Origin of the sequence: Rhodoferax koreense (genome assembly GCF_001955695.1) — a bacterium.
GTDB lineage: Bacteria > Pseudomonadota > Gammaproteobacteria > Burkholderiales > Burkholderiaceae_C > Rhodoferax_B > Rhodoferax_B koreensis.
Genome location: NZ_CP019236.1, coordinates 5,177,808 through 5,196,590, shown reverse-complemented (window position 1 = coordinate 5,196,590; position 18,783 = coordinate 5,177,808). Strand labels below are relative to the sequence as shown.

The 18,783-nt window shown below is 66.4% G+C and carries 19 protein-coding genes; 15 read left to right on the top strand and 4 right to left on the bottom strand.

The features are described 5' to 3' along the window. Positions 1-73 precede the first annotated feature (73 nt). From murG to RD110_RS28420, 8 genes are all read left to right on the top strand, one after another. Positions 74-1,138 carry an undecaprenyldiphospho-muramoylpentapeptide beta-N-acetylglucosaminyltransferase gene (gene murG / locus RD110_RS24045; RefSeq protein ID WP_076202797.1) on the top strand — a complete coding sequence of 355 codons (1,065 nt, stop codon included), beginning with the start codon at positions 74-76 and terminating at the stop codon, positions 1,136-1,138. Continuing rightward, positions 1,135-2,559 carry a UDP-N-acetylmuramate--L-alanine ligase gene (murC, locus tag RD110_RS24040; RefSeq protein WP_076202794.1) on the top strand — a complete coding sequence of 475 codons (1,425 nt, stop codon included), beginning with the start codon at positions 1,135-1,137 and terminating at the stop codon, positions 2,557-2,559. Before murG ends, murC begins: the two co-directional genes overlap by 4 nt. Then, a complete protein-coding gene (locus tag RD110_RS24035; protein ID WP_076202791.1) occupies positions 2,556-3,539 on the top strand; it encodes a D-alanine--D-alanine ligase in 984 nt (327 codons plus the stop codon). Before murC ends, RD110_RS24035 begins: the two co-directional genes overlap by 4 nt. Continuing rightward, positions 3,536-4,345, top strand: coding sequence for a cell division protein FtsQ/DivIB (locus tag RD110_RS24030; protein WP_076202788.1), 810 nt, complete (start codon positions 3,536-3,538; stop codon positions 4,343-4,345). Before RD110_RS24035 ends, RD110_RS24030 begins: the two co-directional genes overlap by 4 nt. Before the next feature lie 32 nt (positions 4,346-4,377). Continuing rightward, on the top strand, positions 4,378-5,607 hold the full coding sequence (gene ftsA, locus RD110_RS24025; protein ID WP_076202785.1) for a cell division protein FtsA: 1,230 nt from the start codon (positions 4,378-4,380) through the stop codon (positions 5,605-5,607). 169 nt (positions 5,608-5,776) lie between these two features. Further along, on the top strand, positions 5,777-7,003 hold the full coding sequence (ftsZ, locus tag RD110_RS24020; protein WP_076205585.1) for a cell division protein FtsZ: 1,227 nt from the start codon (positions 5,777-5,779) through the stop codon (positions 7,001-7,003). A gap of 66 nt (positions 7,004-7,069) precedes the next feature. Then, positions 7,070-7,993, top strand: a complete 924-nt coding sequence (lpxC, locus tag RD110_RS24015; protein ID WP_076202783.1) for a UDP-3-O-acyl-N-acetylglucosamine deacetylase — start codon at positions 7,070-7,072, stop codon at positions 7,991-7,993. Positions 7,994-8,011: 18 nt separating this feature from the next. Beyond that, on the top strand, positions 8,012-8,185 hold the full coding sequence (locus RD110_RS28420; protein WP_204250002.1) for a hypothetical protein: 174 nt from the start codon (positions 8,012-8,014) through the stop codon (positions 8,183-8,185). Between the two features lie 13 nt (positions 8,186-8,198). On the opposite strand, the gene RD110_RS24010 is transcribed toward RD110_RS28420, so the two are convergent. Further along, the gene (locus tag RD110_RS24010) at positions 8,199-8,657 is read right to left on the bottom strand and encodes an Lrp/AsnC family transcriptional regulator (RefSeq protein WP_076202780.1); all 459 of its coding nucleotides are present in this window, start codon (positions 8,655-8,657) and stop codon (positions 8,199-8,201) included. 131 nt (positions 8,658-8,788) lie between these two features. On the opposite strand from RD110_RS24010, the gene RD110_RS24005 reads away from it, so the two are divergent. Together RD110_RS24005 and RD110_RS24000 are read left to right on the top strand one after the other, a co-directional pair. Beyond that, entirely contained in the window at positions 8,789-9,913 is a 1,125-nt protein-coding gene (locus tag RD110_RS24005) for a saccharopine dehydrogenase family protein (RefSeq protein WP_076202777.1), read from the top strand. 148 nt (positions 9,914-10,061) lie between these two features. Continuing rightward, positions 10,062-11,690 (top strand): methyl-accepting chemotaxis protein, encoded by a 1,629-nt coding sequence (locus RD110_RS24000; protein WP_076202774.1) that lies wholly within the window; start codon positions 10,062-10,064, stop codon positions 11,688-11,690. 13 nt (positions 11,691-11,703) lie between these two features. Here the strand turns inward: RD110_RS24000 and ruvC are convergent, their stop codons facing one another. From ruvC to RD110_RS23985, 3 genes are read right to left on the bottom strand one after another with little or no spacing between them, the layout of a single operon-like run. Continuing rightward, the gene (gene ruvC, locus RD110_RS23995; protein ID WP_076202772.1) at positions 11,704-12,252 is read right to left on the bottom strand and encodes a crossover junction endodeoxyribonuclease RuvC; all 549 of its coding nucleotides are present in this window, start codon (positions 12,250-12,252) and stop codon (positions 11,704-11,706) included. Between the two features lie 26 nt (positions 12,253-12,278). After that, positions 12,279-13,268: a phosphatidate cytidylyltransferase gene (locus RD110_RS23990; RefSeq protein ID WP_076202769.1), complete on the bottom strand. Its 990-nt coding sequence runs from the start codon at positions 13,266-13,268 to the stop codon at positions 12,279-12,281. Further along, positions 13,269-13,895 (bottom strand): lysophospholipid acyltransferase family protein, encoded by a 627-nt coding sequence (locus RD110_RS23985; protein WP_076205582.1) that lies wholly within the window; start codon positions 13,893-13,895, stop codon positions 13,269-13,271. A gap of 78 nt (positions 13,896-13,973) precedes the next feature. On the opposite strand from RD110_RS23985, the gene RD110_RS23980 reads away from it, so the two are divergent. The 5 genes from RD110_RS23980 (at position 13,974) to RD110_RS23960 (ending at position 18,770) form a co-directional block, all read left to right on the top strand. After that, on the top strand, positions 13,974-14,399 hold the full coding sequence (locus RD110_RS23980) for a YchJ family protein (RefSeq protein WP_076205580.1): 426 nt from the start codon (positions 13,974-13,976) through the stop codon (positions 14,397-14,399). 223 nt (positions 14,400-14,622) lie between these two features. Further along, entirely contained in the window at positions 14,623-15,885 is a 1,263-nt protein-coding gene (locus RD110_RS23975) for an ABC transporter substrate-binding protein (protein ID WP_076205577.1), read from the top strand. Between the two features lie 82 nt (positions 15,886-15,967). Further along, a complete protein-coding gene (locus RD110_RS23970) occupies positions 15,968-16,849 on the top strand; it encodes a carbohydrate ABC transporter permease (RefSeq protein WP_076202767.1) in 882 nt (293 codons plus the stop codon). Next, positions 16,839-17,693, top strand: a complete 855-nt coding sequence (locus RD110_RS23965) for a carbohydrate ABC transporter permease (RefSeq protein ID WP_076202764.1) — start codon at positions 16,839-16,841, stop codon at positions 17,691-17,693. Before RD110_RS23970 ends, RD110_RS23965 begins: the two co-directional genes overlap by 11 nt. 6 nt (positions 17,694-17,699) lie before the next feature. After that, on the top strand, positions 17,700-18,770 hold the full coding sequence (locus tag RD110_RS23960) for an ABC transporter ATP-binding protein (protein WP_076202762.1): 1,071 nt from the start codon (positions 17,700-17,702) through the stop codon (positions 18,768-18,770). Positions 18,771-18,783 lie beyond the last annotated feature (13 nt).

The window sequence follows — 18,783 nt, the reverse complement described above, 5'->3', positions numbered from 1 at the left end:
GTCACACCGATTTCACCCCAATGGGCAGCACCGCGAACGTGGTGGGCGGCGCAGTGATGCACGGAGGCAGGGCATGACCCAACACTGCGCCCTCGTCATGGCTGGCGGCACGGGAGGGCACATCTTCCCGGGCCTGGCCGTGGCCGAGGCCCTGCGCGAACGTGGCTGGCGCGTGCACTGGCTGGGCGTGCCCGGCAGCATGGAAAGCCAGCTCGTGCCGCCGCGGGGTTTCGCCTTCGAGGCCATCGACTTCTCCGGCGTGCGCGGCAAGAGCCTGGCGACCCTGGCGCTGCTGCCGCTGCGGCTGTTGCGCGCCTTCTGGCAAAGCATCAAGGTGGTGCGCCGTGTGCAGCCCGACGTGGTGCTGAGCATGGGCGGCTACATCGCGTTCCCCGGCGGCATGATGGGCGTACTGCTCGGCAAGTCGCTGGTGCTGCACGAACAGAACTCCGTGCCCGGCCTGGTCAACAAGGTGCTGTCGGGCGTGGCCGACCGGGTGTTCACTGCGTTCCCCAACGTCTGGCCCAAGGCCGCGTGGGTCGGCAATCCGCTGCGCGCGCCGTTCCTGTGCCAGCCCGGCCCGGCCGAGCGTTTTGCCGGACGCAGCGGGCCGTTGAAGCTGCTCGTGGTGGGCGGCAGCCTGGGCGCGCGTGCGCTCAACGACACCGTGCCCAAGGCCCTGGCCATGATTCCCGAAGACCGGCGTCCGATCGTGCTGCACCAGAGCGGCGCCAAGCAGATCGACGAACTGCGCGCCAGCTACGCCGACGCCGGCGTGCAGGCCGAACTCACGCCTTTCATCGACGACACCGCCCGGGCCTATGCCGAGGCCGACATGGTGATCTGTCGCGCCGGCGCCAGCACCGTGACCGAACTCGCCGCCGTGGGCGTGGCCGCGCTGTTCGTGCCGTTTCCCGCGGCGGTGGACGACCACCAGACCACCAACGCCAGGTTCCTCGTCGAGCAGGGCGGCGGCTGGTTGATCCCGCAAAAGGAGCTGACCCCGGTGGGGCTGGCGGCCATGCTCAACAAAATGGAGCGCAGCACCTTGCTGCAATGCGCCCTGAAAGCCAAGAAGATGCAAAAGATCGGCGCCACCGAAGCCGTGGTCGCAGCCTGCGAGGAGCTAGCCAAATGAAGCATGCCGTCCGTCATCTGCATTTCGTGGGCATCGGTGGTTCGGGCATGTCCGCCATCGCCGAAGTGATCCACAAGCTCGGCTACACCGTCTCCGGCTCCGACCAGAGCGACAGCGCGACGCTGCGCCGACTCGCGGGGCTGGGCATCCACACCTTCGTCGGCCACGACCCGGCGAACGTGCAAGGTGCCGATGCCATCGTCACGTCCACGGCCGTGAAGGCCGACAACCCCGAGGTGCTGGCTGCGCGCGAGAACCGTGTGCCCATCGTGCCGCGCGCGCTGATGCTGGCCGAGCTGATGCGCCTGAAGCAGGGCATCGCCATCGCCGGCACGCACGGCAAGACCACGACCACCAGCCTGGTGGCCAGCGTGCTGGTCGAGGCCGGGCTCGATCCGACCTTCGTCATCGGCGGCCGCCTCAACAGTGCCGGTGCCAATGCGCGCCTGGGCAGCGGCGACTACATCGTGGTCGAGGCCGACGAATCCGATGCCTCCTTCCTGCACCTGCTGCCGGTGATGGCGGTGGTGACCAACATCGACGCCGACCACATGGAGACCTACGGCCACGATTTCGGCAACCTGAAGAAGGCCTTCGTCGACTTCCTGCACCGCATGCCCTTCTACGGCACGGCCATCCTGTGTACCGACGACCCGGCGATCCGCGAGATCCTGCCCGACGTGACCTGCCCGGTCACGAGCTATGGCTTCGACGAGGGTGCCCAGGTGCGCGCGATCGACGTGCGCGCCGTCGGCGGCCAGATGCATTTCAACGTGCAGCGGCGCAATGGCGTGACCCTGCCGGACCTGGCCGTCGTGCTCAACCTTCCTGGCCGGCACAACGTGTTGAATGCGCTGTCGGCGATCGCCGTGGCGGTCGAACTCAACGTGCCCGATGCGGCGGTGCAGCGGGCGCTGGCCACTTTCCAGGGCGTGGGCCGGCGCTTCCAGGCCTACGGCGAATGCACGGCACGCGACGGCGGCAGCTTCACCGTGGTCGACGACTACGGCCACCATCCGGTGGAGATGGCGGCCACGCTGGCCGCCGCGCGCGGCGCGTTCCCGGGCCGGCGGCTGGTGCTGGCCTTCCAGCCGCACCGCTACAGCCGCACGCGCGACTGCTTCGAGGATTTCGTCAAGGTCATCGGCGAGGCCGACATCGTGCTGCTGTCCGAGGTCTATGCGGCCGGTGAAGCGCCGATCGTCGCGGCCGACGGCCGCGCGCTGGCACGGGCCCTGCGTGTGGCCGGCCGCGTGGAGCCGGTCTTCGTCGACGACATCGCCGCCATGCCGCAGAGCATCTTCGACGCGGCACAGGGCGGCGACGTGGTGTTGTGCATGGGCGCGGGCTCGATCGGCGCCGTGCCCGGCAAGCTGGTCGATCTGCTATCGAAAAAAGAGCTGCAGGCGGTGGAAGAATGAGCGCTACAGGCCAAAATCATTCAAATCTGGGTAAGGTTGCCGTACTCATGGGCGGCGCTTCGGCCGAGCGCGAGGTGTCGCTGATGTCGGGCACCGGCGTGCTGGCCGCACTGCGCAGCCAGGGGGTGGACGCGCATGCGTTCGACCCGGCCGAGCGGGATCTGGTCGAGCTCAAGCGCGAGGGCTTCGCGCGCTGTTTCATCGCGCTGCACGGCCGCTTCGGCGAGGACGGCACGGTGCAGGGTGCGCTTGAACTGCTGGGCATTCCCTACACCGGCTCGGGCGTGATGGCGTCGAGCATCGCCATCGACAAGATCATGACCAAGCGGGTCTGGATCGCCGAGGGCGTGCCGACGCCGAAATACCGCCTGCTCGCCCAGGGCAGCATCGACCGGCGCCAGGTGATCGAGGTGCCGGACGAGCTCGGCCTGCCGGTGATCGTCAAGCCGGCGCGCGAAGGTTCTTCCATCGGCGTGAACAAGGTCGAGGGCTACTCGGGCATGGTGGAAGCGGTGGACGCCGTGCTGCGCCTCGATTCGCAGGTGCTGTGCGAGGCGTTCATCGAAGGCGACGAGGTGACCTGCCCGGTGCTGGGCACCGGGGACGAGGCGCAGGCCCTGCCGGTGATCCGCATCGTCGCGCCCGAAGGCAACTACGACTACCAGAACAAGTACTTCACCGACACCACGCAGTACCTGGTGCCCTGCGGCCTGCCCGCCGGCGAAGAGGAGGCGATCCAGGCTCTGGTGCTCAAGGCCTACCGCGTGCTCGGCTGCCGCGGCTGGGGGCGCATCGACGTGATGATCGACAAGGCCACGCGCAAGCCCTACCTGCTGGAGATCAACACCTCGCCCGGCATGACCAGCCATTCGCTGGTGCCGATGTCGGCCCGTGCCGCCGGCCTGTCGTACGAAGCCCTGTGCCTGCGGCTCTTGCAGGCCGCGGCGCTGGACAACGCACCGGGAGCGCCTCAGCCATGAGACCCCAGCTGGCCGTGCCGACGGACGTCAAGCTCATGAACGCGACCGCTTCGGTCCTGTTCCTGGGCTTTGCCGTGCTGTTGCTGGCCAGTGGCGTGTGGTGGGCGCTGCGCCAGCCGATGTTCACCATCTCGGGCATCACCGTGCAGGGCGAAGTCAGCCACAACAACGCATTGACGCTGCGCGCCAACATCGCCAACAAGGTGCGCGGCAACTTCTTCACGATCGACCTGGCCGCCACCAAGAGCGCCTTCGAGACCGTGCCCTGGGTGCGTCAGGCCGTGGTGCGGCGCGAGTTCCCCAACCACCTGCGCGTGATCCTGCAGGAGCACCAGGCGGCGGCCTATTGGGGGCCGGAAGGCGAGTCGCGGCTGCTCAACAACTACGGCGAGATCTTCGAGGCCAACGTGGACGAGGTCGAGCGCGAAGATCTGCCGCGCCTGACCGGGCCGGCCGAGGAGTCGGGCCAGGTGCTGGGCATGTACCGCGTGCTCGCGCCGCTGTTCGAGCCGCTCGACGTGGGCCTGGAAGAGGTGGACCTGAGCAACCGCGGTGGCTGGCGCGTGGCCACCGACGGCGGCGCGGTGATCGAACTCGGGCGCGGCACGAGCGACGAGATCGTGCAGCGCGCACAACGTTTCATCGCCACCATCAGCCAGGTGGCGGGGCAATATGGGCGCACGGTCGAGGCGGTGGAACGCGCCGACCTGCGGTATGGCGAGGGTTATGCGTTGCGCATGCGCGGGGTGAGCACAGGGACGGCACCACCGCCGCCCAAGAAGAAAACAGCAACAACGACGCACTGAGCAGAACGAATACGGGAATACAGGACGCACTTATGGCAAAAGAGTACAAGGATCTGGTCGTCGGACTCGACATCGGCACCGCCAAGGTGATGGTGGTGGTGGCCGAGGTCATGTCGGGCGGTGAATTGAAGCTGGCCGGCTTCGGCGTGGCGCCGAGCAACGGCTTGAAGCGCGGCGTGGTGGTCAACATCGACGCCACGGTGCAGAGCATCCAGCTCGCGCTGAAGGAGGCCGAGCTGATGGCCGACTGCAAGATCTCGCACGTCTACACCGGCATCACCGGCAGCCACATCCGCGGCATCAATTCGAGCGGCATGGTGGCGGTGAAGGACCGCGAGGTCACGGCCGCCGACGTGGCGCGCGTGGTCGAGACGGCCAAGGCCATCAACATCAGCACCGACCAGCGCCTGCTGCTGGTCGAGCCGCAGGAATTCGTGATCGATGGCCAGGACGTGAAGGAGCCGATCGGCATGAGCGGCATCCGCCTGGAAGCCAAGGTGCACATCGTCACCGGCGCGCAAAGTGCGGCCGAGAACATCATTAAGTGCGTGCGCCGCTGCGGCCTGGACGTGGACCAACTGATGCTGAACCCGCTGGCCAGCAGTCTTTCGGTGCTGACCGAGGACGAACGCGAACTCGGCGTGGCGCTGGTGGACATCGGCGCCGGCACCACCGACGTGGCGATCTTCACCAACGGCGCGATCCGCCACACGGCCGTGATCCCGATCGCCGGCGACCTGATCACCAGCGACATCGCGATGGCGCTGCGCACGCCGACCAAGGACGCGGAAGACATCAAGGTCGAAAGCGGCTATGCCAAGCAATTGCTGGCCGATCCCGACGCGCAGGTGGAAGTGCCCGGCCTCGGCGACCGTGGCCCGCGCATGCTGAGCAAGCAGGCGCTGGCCGGCGTGATCGAGCCGCGTGTCGAGGAAATCTATTCGCTGGTGCAACAGGTGATCCGTGAGTCGGGCTTCGAAGAAGTGCTGTCCTCGGGCATCGTGCTCACCGGCGGCAGCGTGATCATGCCGGGCATGGTCGAACTCGGGGAGGACATCTTCCTCAAGCCGGTGCGCCGCGGCGTGCCCAAGTATGCGGGCGCCTTGTCCGACATGGTGTCGCAGCCACGCGCCGCCACCGTGATGGGCCTGCTCGAAGAAGCGCGCATCGGCCGCCTGCGCGGCTTCAAGGTGGCGCAGAAAAACGGCTCGATGAAGACCGCCGTCGGCCGGGTCAAGGACTGGTTCGTGGGGAACTTCTAGGCCATGAACGACAAACTCTGGCTCGCCCGCGGCAGCCCCCCTTTTCTGACTGGGCGATGGCGTCACTGCCATCCCCCGTGGAGGTGTTGATGCCTCTTTCAAAAAAATAAGACCAGACCGAACCCTTCAAAACAAGCAACTGCACTTAATGGAACATCAGGAGAAAAACATGCCTATCGAAATGATTGAAGTCGAAGAATTCAACCTCGGCACCCAGATCAAGGTGATCGGCGTCGGCGGTGGCGGCGGCAATGCCGTCGAACACATGATCGGCTGCGCCGTGCAAGGCGTGGAATTCATCAGCGCCAACACCGACGCCCAGGCCCTGGGCCGCAGCGTCGCGCACAAGACCATCCAGCTCGGCCAGAGCGGCCTGGGCGCGGGCAGCAAGCCCGACAAGGGCCGTGAGGCCGCGGAACTCGCCGTGGACGACATCCGCGCGGCGATCGCCGGCGCCCACATGCTGTTCATTACCGCCGGCATGGGCGGCGGCACCGGCACCGGCGCTGCGCCCGTGATCGCCCGCGTGGCCAAGGAAATGGGCATCCTGACCGTGGGCGTGATCACCAAGCCCTTCGAGTTCGAAGGCCCGAAGCGCATGGCCAATGCCGACACCGGCCTGACCGAGCTCGAAGCCAACGTCGACTCGCTGATCGTGGTGCTCAACGAGAAGCTGCTCGAAGTGCTGGGCGAAGACGTCACGCAGGACCAGGCCTTCGCCTATGCCAACGACGTGCTGAAGAACGCCGTGGGCGGCATTGCCGAAATCATCAACGTGCCCGGCCATGTGAACGTCGACTTCGAAGACGTGCGCACCGTGATGGGTGAACCCGGCAAGGCCATGATGGGCACGGCCGTGGCCGAAGGCCCGGACCGCGCGCGCATCGCCGCCGAACAGGCCGTGGCCTGCCCGCTGCTCGAAGGCATCGACCTGTCGGGCGCCAAGGGCGTGCTGGTGCTGATCACCGCCGCCAAGGGTTCGCTGAAGCTGAACGAATCGCGCCTGGCCATGAACACCATCCGCGCCTACGCTTCGCCCGACGCGCATGTGATCTACGGCACGGCCTACGACGACAGCCTGGGTGACCAGATCCGCGTGACCGTGGTCGCCACCGGCCTGAGCCGCCAGGGCGCGCGCCGCACGGCGCCTCCGCTGCAGGTGGTGCAACGCACCGGCACCGACAACGTCGGCTACCAGATCCCGAACCTCGGCGGTGGCATGGCCACCGGCCTGGGCGGGACGGGCGTCGCGACACCCGACTACGACTCGCTGCGCGGCCCGGCCGTGTGGCGCACGCCGAACCGCACGCAGGCCAGCGCACGCGTGGACGCGCTGTCTTCGGGCGGCATGGACGACTACGAGATTCCAGCCTTCCTGCGCAAGCAAGCCGATTGAGCTTGCCTATGCGGGTGATCGGGATATTCCGATCATCCGCATGAGGCGCGCCGGTAAAATCAAGGGATGCTGCAGCAACGTACCCTCAAGTCCCTGACCAGCGCCATCGGCGTGGGTCTGCACAGCGGCCAGCGCGTCGAGTTGACGCTGCGCCCGGCCGCACCGGACACGGGCATCGTCTTTCGCCGGGTCGACCTGCCGGAGCCGGTGGACATTCCGATCTCCGCCATGGCCGTGACGGACACGCGCATGGCCTCCACCATCTCGACCGGCAGCGCCAAGGTGCACACGGTCGAGCATCTGATGTCGGCCTGCGCGGGCCTGGGCATCGACAACCTGTACGTGGACATCAGCGCCGAGGAAGTGCCGATCCTCGACGGCTCGGCTTCCTCCTTCGTGTTCCTGCTGCAGAGCGCGGGCATCGAGTTGCAGCGCGCGCCCAAGCGTTTCATGCGCATCGTCCAACCCGTGGAGGTGCGCGAAGGCGAGGGCGCCAACGTCAAGTGGGCGCGGCTCGATCCCTACCACGGCTACAAGCTCAGCTTCGAGATCGACTTCGACCATCCCGCCGTGGACTCCACCGGCCAGCGTGTCGAGTTCGACATGGGCGAAGGTTCGTATTCGCGCGACATCGCCCGGGCGCGCACCTTCGGCTTCACCAAGGACGTGGAGATGATGCGCGCCAACGGCCTGGCGCTCGGCGGCGGCCTGGACAACGCCATCGTGATGGACGATTACAAGGTGCTGAACGCCGACGGCCTGCGCTACGACGACGAATTCGTCAAGCACAAGATCCTCGACGCCATGGGCGACCTGTACCTCGTCGGCAAGCCGCTGCTGGCCGCCTACAGCGCCTTCCGCTCGGGCCACGCGATGAACAACAAGCTGCTGCGCGCCCTGCTGGCGCAGCCCGACGCCTACGAGATCGTCACCTTCGAAGACGAGAAACGCGCGCCGCGCGGCTTCGCGCAACTCGCCCGCGCCTGGTAGGCCCGCGCAGGTCTTCCGATGCTGCTTTTCCGTTGGGCCATCCTGCTGTTGCTGCTATCTGCGGCCGTGTCTTTCGCGTTCTACATCGGCACGGGCCAGCCGCGCTTCAAGCGTTATGGCTGGGTGGTGCTGAAGTGGACGCTGCTGGCGGCGGGCGGCTTCTTCACCGTGCTGATCCTCGAGCGGATCTAGCCCATGTAACGCTTCATCCGGGCGCCGCGAGCGTGCCGCGCCGGTCGATCTTGCGGCTCAGCACGATCGAAGTCTGCGTCTGGTTCACACCGTCGATCAGGCCGATGCGGTCGAGCAGCGCATCGAGTTGCTCGTGGGTTTCGCAGCGCAGGAACACCAGGTAGTCGAAAGGTCCGCTGACCGCCGAGGCTTCCTCGACCTCCGGCATGCGCATCAGCGCACTCAGCACGGCCGCGGTGGTCTTGGGCTGAATGCTCAGGCCGCAATAGGCGCGTACCGCCGAACCTTCGAGCCGCTGTCCCAGGCGCACGCCGTAACCGGCCACCACACCTTCCCGTTCCAGCCGCGCGATGCGGGTGACCACCGTGGTGCGCGCCAGCTTGAGTTTGCGTGCAAGCTCGGCCACGGGCTCGCGCGCGTTGGCCTGCAGCAGGCTGAGCAGGCGGCGGTCGGTATCGTCCAGCGTAGCCATGGCGTGAAGTCGTTTTGATTAGTAATTAAGTCGTTCTGTCAAAAACTATACGACTTTTTGACGCTATGTGCGCTACGCATCGACGCCCCTGTTGCCTACGATGGGCCATCGCAACACGTCAAGGGCCGACCATGAACACCTCCACTACTTTCCGTCGCACGGTCACCGTCCTCGGTGCGGGCAAGATCGGTTTCGCGATTGCGCTGTTGCTGCGGCGTTCGGGCGCCTACGAGGTGTGTGTCGCCGACCAGGACGCGGGCAGCCTGCGGCGCCTGCAGGCGCTCGGCTTCGAGGTGGCGCTGATCGAGAACGGCGACGACGACGCTTCGTTGCGCCAGGCCGTGACGGGCCGTTTCGCGGTGCTCAATGCCTTGCCGTTCCACCGCGCCGTGGCCGTGGCGGCCGTCTGCGCGGCGGAAGGCGTGCACTACTTCGACCTCACCGAGGATGTGCAAAGCACGCAAGCGATCCGCGGCCTGGCCAAGGGTGCGCGCAGCGTGCTGATGCCGCAATGCGGGCTGGCGCCGGGCTTCATCGGCGTGGTCGGCAACGACCTGGCGGGACGTTTCGACCGCGTGCTCGACCTGCGCATGCGCGTCGGTGCGTTGCCGCGCTATCCGCTGAACACGCTGCGCTACAACCTCACCTGGAGCACCGAAGGCCTGATCAACGAGTACTGCAACCCCTGCGAGGCGCTGGTCGATGGCATGCCGGTGCAGGTCCCGGCGCTGGAAGGACTCGAGACCTTTGCGCTCGACGGCGTGGAATACGAAGCCTTCAACACCTCGGGTGGGCTCGGCACGCTGACCGAAACCCTGCGCGGCCGCGCCCGCAACGTGGACTACAAGTCGGTGCGTTACCCGGGCCATTGCGCCATCATGAAGCTGTTGCTCAACGACCTGCGCCTGCGTGACCGGCGCGACCTGCTGAAGGACATCTTCGAGGCCGCGATTCCGGCCACCGAGCAGGACGTGATCGTGGTCTTCGCCACCGCCTCGGGCTACCGTGGCCAGCGGTTGATCCAGGAGTCGTATTCGGCGCGCATCGTCGGCCAGCCGCTCGACGGGCAGACGCTGAGCGCGATCCAGCTCACCACCGCCGCCGGCATCTGCTGCGCGATCGATCTGGTGGCGCAGGAGGTTTTGCCGACCGCCGGTTTTGTCGGCCAGGAGCAGATGACCCTCGACGCCTTCCTGCACAACCGCTTCGGCTGCGTGTATGCCGAATCGAGAATGCCGGCCTCGGTACTGGCCTGAGTTCAGCCGGCTGTGCGATGGCTTGGCCAGGGCAGCCTGGGGCAGTTTGGAAATTTCAGTACGGAAGTGGCGATTTGTGCCGAAAAGCAAGTGCGTCGGGAATTAAAGTTGCTTTGGCTTCAAATTGTTACTTCATCTGGAAAAATCAGTGCCACTCTTCAACCGTTTATCCATCCGGGCCCGGCTGTACTTCAGCATGGTGTTTTCTCTGCTGGCGCTGGTGCTGATCGGCGCCATGGGTTATGTCGCGCTCGACAGCACGCGCGGCACCATGACGGAACTGCTGACCCAGAAAGTGCCCGCACTCACCGATGTGGGTGATCTGCGCACCACGCTGGGTCAGGTGCGGCGCCTGGAGAAGGACGTCATCATCAGCGGCAACAACGCCGTCGAGGTGGCGGCCCTGCGCGAAAGCTGGGGCAAGTCGCTGGCGGCGCTGCGCACCGGCATGGCCACCCTGCGCAAGCGGCAGGCGTCGGACGCAGGCTTCGTGAAAGGCATCGATGGCGTGACCGCGCTGCTCAAGCAGTACGAGGACGGCATCGCCCCGGTGCTCGAGCAGATCGAGCGGGCGCAGATCGACGGGGCGGTGGCCGGCGCCTACGCCGACCGGGTGAAAGCCCACATGGAAAACGCCGACAAGCTGCTCTCCGAACTGGTGGCGGCTTCGCGCAGCCAGATGCAGGCGGCGCAGCAAGGCCTGGAGGAGCGCACGGCGATGCTGGCCGGCTGGCTTGCGGCCATCCTGGCGCTTTCGCTGGCCGTGCTGATCCCGCTGACCCTGTTCAGCGTGCGCGCCATCTCGCGTTCGCTGGCGCGGGCCAGCGCGCTGGCCGACCGCATCGCCCAGGGCGACCTCTCGGTGGACGTGGACACCAGCGCCCAGGACGAAGTCGGCCAGCTCGTGCAGGCCATGGCGCGCATGCAGGAGTCGCTGCGCGGGCTGGTGCGCGAAGTGCAGAGCGCCGGGGAAAGCATCTCGCTGGCCAGCAGCGAGATCGCCAGCGGCAACCAGGACCTGAGCGAGCGCACCGAACAGACGGCCAACAACCTGCAGCAGGCCGCGTCGTCGATGGCGGAACTCATGGACGGCGCCGAGAAGAGCGGCAGCGCCTCGCGCCAGGCGAACACTTTTGCCTCGACGGCGGCCGAGGTGGCCGAGCGCGGCGGCAACGTGGTCTCGCAGGTGGTGCGCACCATGGACGAGATCAACACCAGTTCCAGGAAGATCGCCGACATCATCGGTGTGATCGACGGCATCGCCTTCCAGACCAACATCCTGGCGCTCAACGCGGCGGTGGAAGCGGCCCGTGCAGGCGAACAGGGCCGCGGCTTCGCCGTGGTGGCCAGCGAGGTGCGCGGCCTGGCCCAGCGCTCGGCCCAGGCGGCCAAGGAGATCCGCGACCTGATCGGCGCCTCGGTGGAGCGGGTGCAGGGCGGCGCGCGGCTGGTCGGCGATGCGGGCCAGACCATGGACGAAATCGTGAAAAGCGTGCGCCAGGTGACCGGCATCATGGGCGAGCTCGCCGCCTCCGCCGCCGAGCAGGGCCGGGGCATCGGCGAGATCAGCGGTTCGATCCAGCAGCTCGACCAGATGACGCAGCAGAACGCCGCGCTGGTGGAGCAGTCGGCCGCGGCATCGGCCTCATTGGCCGATCAGGCCGTGCAACTGTCGCGTGCCGTGAGGCTGTTCAAGCTGAATCCTCAAGGTACGCGCAGCGTGGCGGAGGCCCCCGGCCTCGGCCACGCTGCGCCGCTGCGGTTGTCTCCCGGCTGAGCAGTCGCGAGCGCTAGTGCGTGCGCCCGTCGCGGTACATGCCGCTGGTCTTGCGCGCCAGCGGGGTGGCTGCGGCAAGCCGGGCCATGGCATGGCCCACATGGGCGTGGGTGATGGCCATGCCCAGGGCATCCGCCGCGTCCTTGCCGGGCAGCACCGGCAGCTTCAGCAGCCGCTTCACCATCTCCTGCACCTGCGACTTGTCGGCCCGGCCGTGGCCGACGATGGCCTTCTTCATCTGCAGCGCGGTGTATTCGGAGACCGGCAGGTTGTTCGACACCAGCGCCGTGATGCACGCGCCGCGCGCCTGGCCGAGCAGCAGCGTGGACTGCGGATTGACGTTGACGAAGATGATCTCGACCGAAGCCGCGTCGGGTTCATAACGCGCCGTGACTTCGCGGATGCCGTCGAACAGCACCTTGAGCCGCGCCGGCAGTTCACCCAGATCGAGGTGCGTGGTCTTGATGGTGCCGCTGGCCACGTAGGTCAGTGCCGAGCCATCGACGTCGATCACGCCGAAGCCGGTGGTCTGCAGGCCGGGGTCGATGCCGAGGAGTCGCATGGGATGGGGATGGGGGTGGGGAGCGGCTACAGGCGGAAGAACCACCGCACCGAGTGAAAGAAGATCGGCGCGGCGAAACACAGCGCGTCGACGCGGTCGAGCAGGCCGCTGGCGCCGGTGACGGACTGGCCCTGCAAACCCCAGTTGGTGATGCCGCGGTCGCGCTTGAGCGCCTTCATCACCAGGTGGCCGAGCGAGCCCGAGATGCAGGCGATCAGCGCCATCGCCACCGCCTGGCCGGGCTTGAAAGGCGTGATCGCCGACAGCAGGCCGCCGAGCAGGCTCGCCAGCACCACGCCGATCAGCCAGCTCAGCCAGTTGAAGCTCTGGCTGATGTGCGGCGCCTGCGGCGGCCGCTTGAGCTTGCGCCAGGCCAGGTGCTGCACCAGCATGCAGGTCTGCACCACGAACACCAGGAAGAAGACGAGGAAGGCGCTCTTGTCGCGGTAGCCGGGGAAGTCGAGCAGCAACAGCGCCGGCACATGGCTGATGCCGTAGACGCACACCATGATGCCCCATTGCAGCTTGGCATTGCGTTCGAGGAAGCGGTGCGGATCGTCGGCCAGCGCGCTCACCACGGGAATCGCCAGGAACACGTAGACCGGGATGAACACCGTGAACAGATCGAAATGCTCGGTGCCGACGAGCCAGAACTGGATCGGCAGCACCACGAAGAAGGCCAGGATCAGGCTGCGGTGGTCGCCGCGGTGCGTGGGCGACAGCGTGATGAACTCGCGCAGCGCCAGGAAAGCCACCAGCCCGAACAGCACGGTGGCCGCGCGTTCGCCGAGCGCCCAGCCGATCCAGAAGATCACCGCCATGGTCCAGGTGGTGCGCAGCAGGCGCGCATCGTCGAGCAGTTCGAGCTTGCGGGCCTCGCTGCGCGCGTCGGCCGCGCGTTCGCGCAGCGAGACGATGAACAGCGCCGCCGAGGCCAGCACCAGGACACCGAAGACGATGATGAACAGGGCGGCGACCTGTTCGGTGCCGGTCAGGCTGCGGAGATATCTGTTCATCTAGACGTCCCGCAAGGCGACGACGGCGCTGCGCGCGCGATCGAGGAAGGCGCGGCGTTCCTCGCCGGGTTCGACCTGCATCGGCGCGCCGAAGGTCACGGAGCACAGCACCGGCACCGGAATCACCTCGCCCTTGGGCATCACGCGCTGCACGTTGTTGATCCACGCCGGGATCAGCACCACCTGCGGGAACCGCAGCGCCAGGCTGAACAGGCCCGACTTGAAGGGCTGCGGCTCGCCGGTGTGGCCGCGCGTGCCTTCCGGGAAGAGGATGATCGAGTCGCCGCTCTGCAAGGCGTCCGCCAGGGGTTCCAGCGGGTCCTGCTCCACCCCGGCGGCGTCCTTGCTGCGGTTGCGGTCCACGTAGACGGCATTGAACACCTTGGTGGTGAGCCACAGGCGGAACGGGCTGGTGGTCCAGTAGTCCTTGGCCGCGATCGGCCGTGTGATGCTGCGCAACTCCTGCGGCAACGCGGCCCAGATCAGCACCAGGTCGGCATGGCTCTGGTGGTTGGCGAAATAGATGCGCTGCTCCGCCTTGGGCGGGCAGCCGTGCCAGCGCGCCTGGGCGCCGGTGAGCAGGCGCACCAGGCCCAGCAGGAAAAGACTCATGAACTTGGCAAGCATGGCGGCGATCATAAGATGCCCCTCGTACCACTCCTCTTACCATCCCCTGCTTCTCTTCCCGTAGTGATGCCCCACCGCATGCCAGACATATCTTCCACTGCGCCTTGCCCCTGCGGCCGGCTCGACGCCCGGCGCCGACCGCTGGCCCATGCGGCCTGCTGCGCGCGCTACATCGACGATTTCGCGGCGCAGCCCGCGCCCGATGCCGAGTCGCTGATGCGCTCGCGCTATAGCGCCTTTGTGCGCGAGCGTGCGGATTACCTGCTGGCGACCTGGCATGCGAACCAGCGGCCGCCCAGGCTGGATTTCGATGCGGGCGCCAGGTGGCTCGGCCTCACGGTGAAATCGCACCGGCCGATCGATGCCGACCATGCCGAGGTCGAATTCGTGGCGCGCCAGCGCGGCGCGGACGGCCGTGCCACACGCCTGCATGAACGCAGCCGCTTCGTGCGCGAGCAGGGGCGGTGGTTCTATGTCGACGGCGATCAACTGGCCGGTGGATAGACGGTCCGATCAAGGCTTTATGCAGGCCGGCCGGGCGACGACAGCTCCTGATTCAATAGCGTAACAAGGGTTGCGGATTGTTTTTTTCGCGGGAAATCCCCAATAGGGGATTTAATTAATTAATGAAAAATTACAATCCTCGCCGCGACATGCCCGTCGCGCGAAATTGCAACCCCTTGCCGAGCGCCCTGACCAGTCGCGCGCCGGCAGTTCAGGAGACATGATGTTGAAGCTTTCCAAATTGGCCACCGCCGTGGTGCTGGCCGCGTCCGCCGGCACCATTCCCGCCATCGTGCATGCCGGCGAAGTCGAGGTGCTGCATTACTGGACTTCCGGCGGCGAAGCCAAATCGGCGGCCGAACTCAAGAAGATCATGCAGGGCAAGGGCCATGTCTGGAAGGACTTCGCCGTGGCCGGTGGCGGCGGTGATGCGGCGGCCACCGTGCTGAAGAGCCGGGTGGTGTCGGGTAATCCGCCGGCCGCTGCGCAGATCAAGGGCCCGGCGATCCAGGAATGGGCTGCCGAAGGCGTGCTGGCCAACCTGAACGCGGTGGCGACCGCCGAGAAATGGGACACGTTGCTGCCCAAGGTCGTGGCCGATGCCATGAAGTACAAGGGCAACTACGTCGCCGTGCCGGTCAACGTGCACCGCGTGAACTGGGTCTGGGCCAACCCCGAAGTGCTGAAGAAGGCCGGCGTCGCTGCCATGCCCAAGACCTACGACGAATTCTTCGCCGCTGCCGACAAGATCAAGGCCGCCGGCCTGATCGCCGTGGCCCATGGCGGTCAGAACTGGCAGGACTTCACCACCTTCGAGTCGGTCGTGCTCGGCGTGGGCGGCGCCAAGTTCTACAGCGACGCGCTGGTCAAGCTCGACCCCAAGGCCATCAACAGCGACACCATGAAGAAGTCGCTGGAGACCTTCCGCAAGATCAAGAGCTACACCGACCCGGCCTCCAGCGGCCGTGACTGGAACCTCACCACCGCCATGGTGATGCAGGGCAAGGCTGGCTTCCAGTTCATGGGCGACTGGGCCAAGGGTGAATTCCTGGCCGCGGGCAAGGTGCCGGGCAAGGACTTCCTGTGCGCCGCCGCTCCTGGCACGGCCAACGCCTTCACCTTCAACATCGACTCGTTCGCCATGTTCAAGCTGAAGTCGGCCGACGCGCAGAAGGCACAGAACGACCTGGCCGTGGCCATCATGAGCCCGGCCTTCCAGGAGACCTTCAACCTGAACAAGGGTTCGATCCCGGTGCGGCTGAACATGGACATGAGCAAGTTCGACGATTGCGCCAAGACCTCGGCCAAGGATTTCGTCGAAACCGCCAAGGCCGGCAGCCTGGTGCCTTCCATCGCCCACAGCATGGCCGTGAGCCCGGCCGCCGAAGGCGCGATCAAGGACGTGGTGAGCCAGTTCTGGAACGACGACAAGATCACGGTGGCGGATGCGATGAAGAAAATTTCATCGGCAGCAGCCACGAAGTAACACCGGTCCTCACCCCGACCCTCTCCCGCGCGCGGGAGAGGGGGCAAGACTGGGCCGGTGACGGCCTTGAAAGTCGCTCCGCATGAAATCAAGTTTTGAAAACACCTTGCCCAAGCTGGTGATCGCCCCGGGCTTCGTGCTCGGCTTTGCGTTCATCTACGGGCTGATGGTCTGGAACGGCGTGTTGTCGGTCACGGCTTCGCGCATGTTGCCCAACTACGACGAGTTCGTCGGCCTGGAGCAGTACGTGAAGCTCTGGGAGATGGACCGCTGGTGGCTGGCCTTGAAGAACCTCGGTATCTTCAGCGTGCTGTACGTCGGCGGCGCGATGCTGATCGGCATGGCGCTGGCCATCCTGCTCGACCAGAAGATCCGCGCCGAAGGCTGGCTGCGCACCATCTATCTCTACCCAATGGCGCTGTCCTTCATCGTCACCGGCACAGCCTGGAAGTGGATGCTGAACCCCAGCCTGGGCCTGGAGAAGCTGATGCACGACCTCGGCTGGGCCAGCTTCAGCTTCGACTGGCTGGTGCAGGGCGAAACGGCCATCTACTGCGTGGTCATCGCCGGCATCTGGCAGTCGGCCGGCTTCGCCATGGCGTTGTTTTTGGCGGGCCTGCGCGGCATCGACGACAGCATCATCAAGGCCGCGCAGATCGACGGCGCCAGCCTGCCGCGCATCTACTGGCGCATCATCCTGCCGATCCTCAGGCCGGTGGTGTTCTCCACCATCATGGTGCTGTCGCACCTGTCGATCAAGAGCTTCGACCTGATCATGGCACTCACCGGCGGCGGCCCCGGCTTCGCCACCGATGTGCCGGCCACCTTCATGTACGTGATGAGCTTCACGCGCGGCCAGATCGGCCTGGGCGCGGCCAGCGCCACGATGATGCTGGCGACCGTGGCCGCCATCGTCGTGCCCTACCTCTACAGCGAGCTGCGGAGCAAACCCCATGACCGCTAAATCCCTTCTGCGCGGCCTGCTGTATGCGGTGCTGCTGCTCGCGGCGCTGTTCTTCCTCGCGCCGCTGTACGTGATGCTGGTCACCGCGTTCAAGGATGCCGAGGAGATCCGCAGCGGCAACCTGCTGAGTCTGCCTTCCGCGCTCAATTTCGACGCCTGGCGGGCCGCCTGGGGCAGCGCCTGCACCGGCACCGACTGCCGCGGCCTGCAGCCGTTCTTCATGAACTCGGTGGTGATGGTGTTTCCGGCCGTGCTCATTTCCACGCTCTGGGGCGCGGTGAACGGTTATGTGCTGAGCCTGTGGAAGTTCAAGGGCAGCGACGTGCTGTTCGGTTTCATGCTGTTCGGCGTGTTCATGCCGTTCCAGGTGGTGCTGCTGCCGATGAGCCAGGTGCTCGGCTGGCTCGGTATCTCGAGCTCGATCGGCGGCCTGATCTTCGTGCACTGCCTGGCCGGGCTGGCGGGCACCACCCTGTTCTTCCGCAACTACTACGCCGCCGTGCCCAAGGAACTGGTGAACGCCGCGCGCATCGACGGCGCAGGCTTCTGGCGCATCTTCTTCCGCATCATCGTGCCGCTGTCCACGCCCATCGTGATGGTCACGCTGATTTGGCAGTTCACCAACATCTGGAACGACTTCCTGTTCGGCGTAGCCTTCAGCGGCGCCGACAGCAAACCCGTCACCGTGGGCTTGAACAACATGGTCAACACCAGCAGCAGCGTGAAGAGCTACAACGTCGACATGGCCGCGGCGCTGATCGCCGGCCTGCCGACGATGCTGATCTACGTGCTGGCCGGGCAATATTTCGTCAAGGGACTTACAGCTGGTGCTGTGAAAGGGTAAGAGAACATGGCATCCGCACTGCAAATTTCCGGCATCCGCAAGACCTTCGGCAACGGCGACAAGGCCGTCGAAGTGCTGAAGCGCATCGACATCGACGTCGCGCCCGGCGAATTCCTGATCCTCGTCGGCCCCTCGGGCTGCGGCAAGTCGACCTTGCTCAACATCATTGCCGGCCTGGACGAGCCCACCGAAGGCGCGATCCGCATCGGCGAGCGCGACGTGGTGGGCGTGCCGCCGGCCGCGCGCGACATCGCCATGGTGTTCCAGAGCTACGCGCTGTACCCCACGATGAGCGTGGCCGACAACATCGGCTTCGCGCTCGAGATGCGCAAGGTGCCCAAGGCCGAGCGCACCAAGCGCATCGCCGAGGTCGCAGCCATGCTGCAGATCGAACACCTGCTCGATCGCCGGCCCTCGCAGCTCTCGGGCGGGCAGCGCCAGCGCGTCGCCATGGGCCGGGCGCTGGCGCGCCAGCCGCAACTCTTCCTGTTCGACGAGCCGCTGAGTAACCTGGACGCCAAGCTGCGCGTGGAGATGCGCGCCGAGATCAAGCGCCTGCACCAGGCCAGCGGCATCACCAGCGTCTACGTCACGCACGACCAGATCGAGGCCATGACGCTCGGCAGCCGCATCGCGGTGATGAAGGGCGGCGTGCTGCAGCAGCTGGGCACGCCGGACGACATCTACCGCCGCCCGGCCAATACCTACGTGGCGACCTTCATCGGTTCACCAACCATGAACTTGATAGCGGGCCACGCAGGCAGGGAAAGCGCCAGAGGCCAATTTGATATCGAAGGCGGCAGCCTGGCTCTGGCATGCCCGTCGCCGGCGGAGGGCACGCTGATGGGCCTGCGGCCCGAACACATCACGTTCGGCGACAACACCGGCTGGCGCGGCCAGGTCAGCCTGGTGGAGCCGACCGGCGCCGACACCTTCGTAGTGGTGCAGACCGGTGCGGGCAACGTCACCGTGCGGACCTCACCCGAGACGCGCGTGCGGCCCGGCGACCACGTGGGGCTGGCGGTGCAGGCCGAGAACGTGAGCTGGTTCGACGCACAGAGCGGCGCCCGGCTCTGAGTCGAAAGCCTCA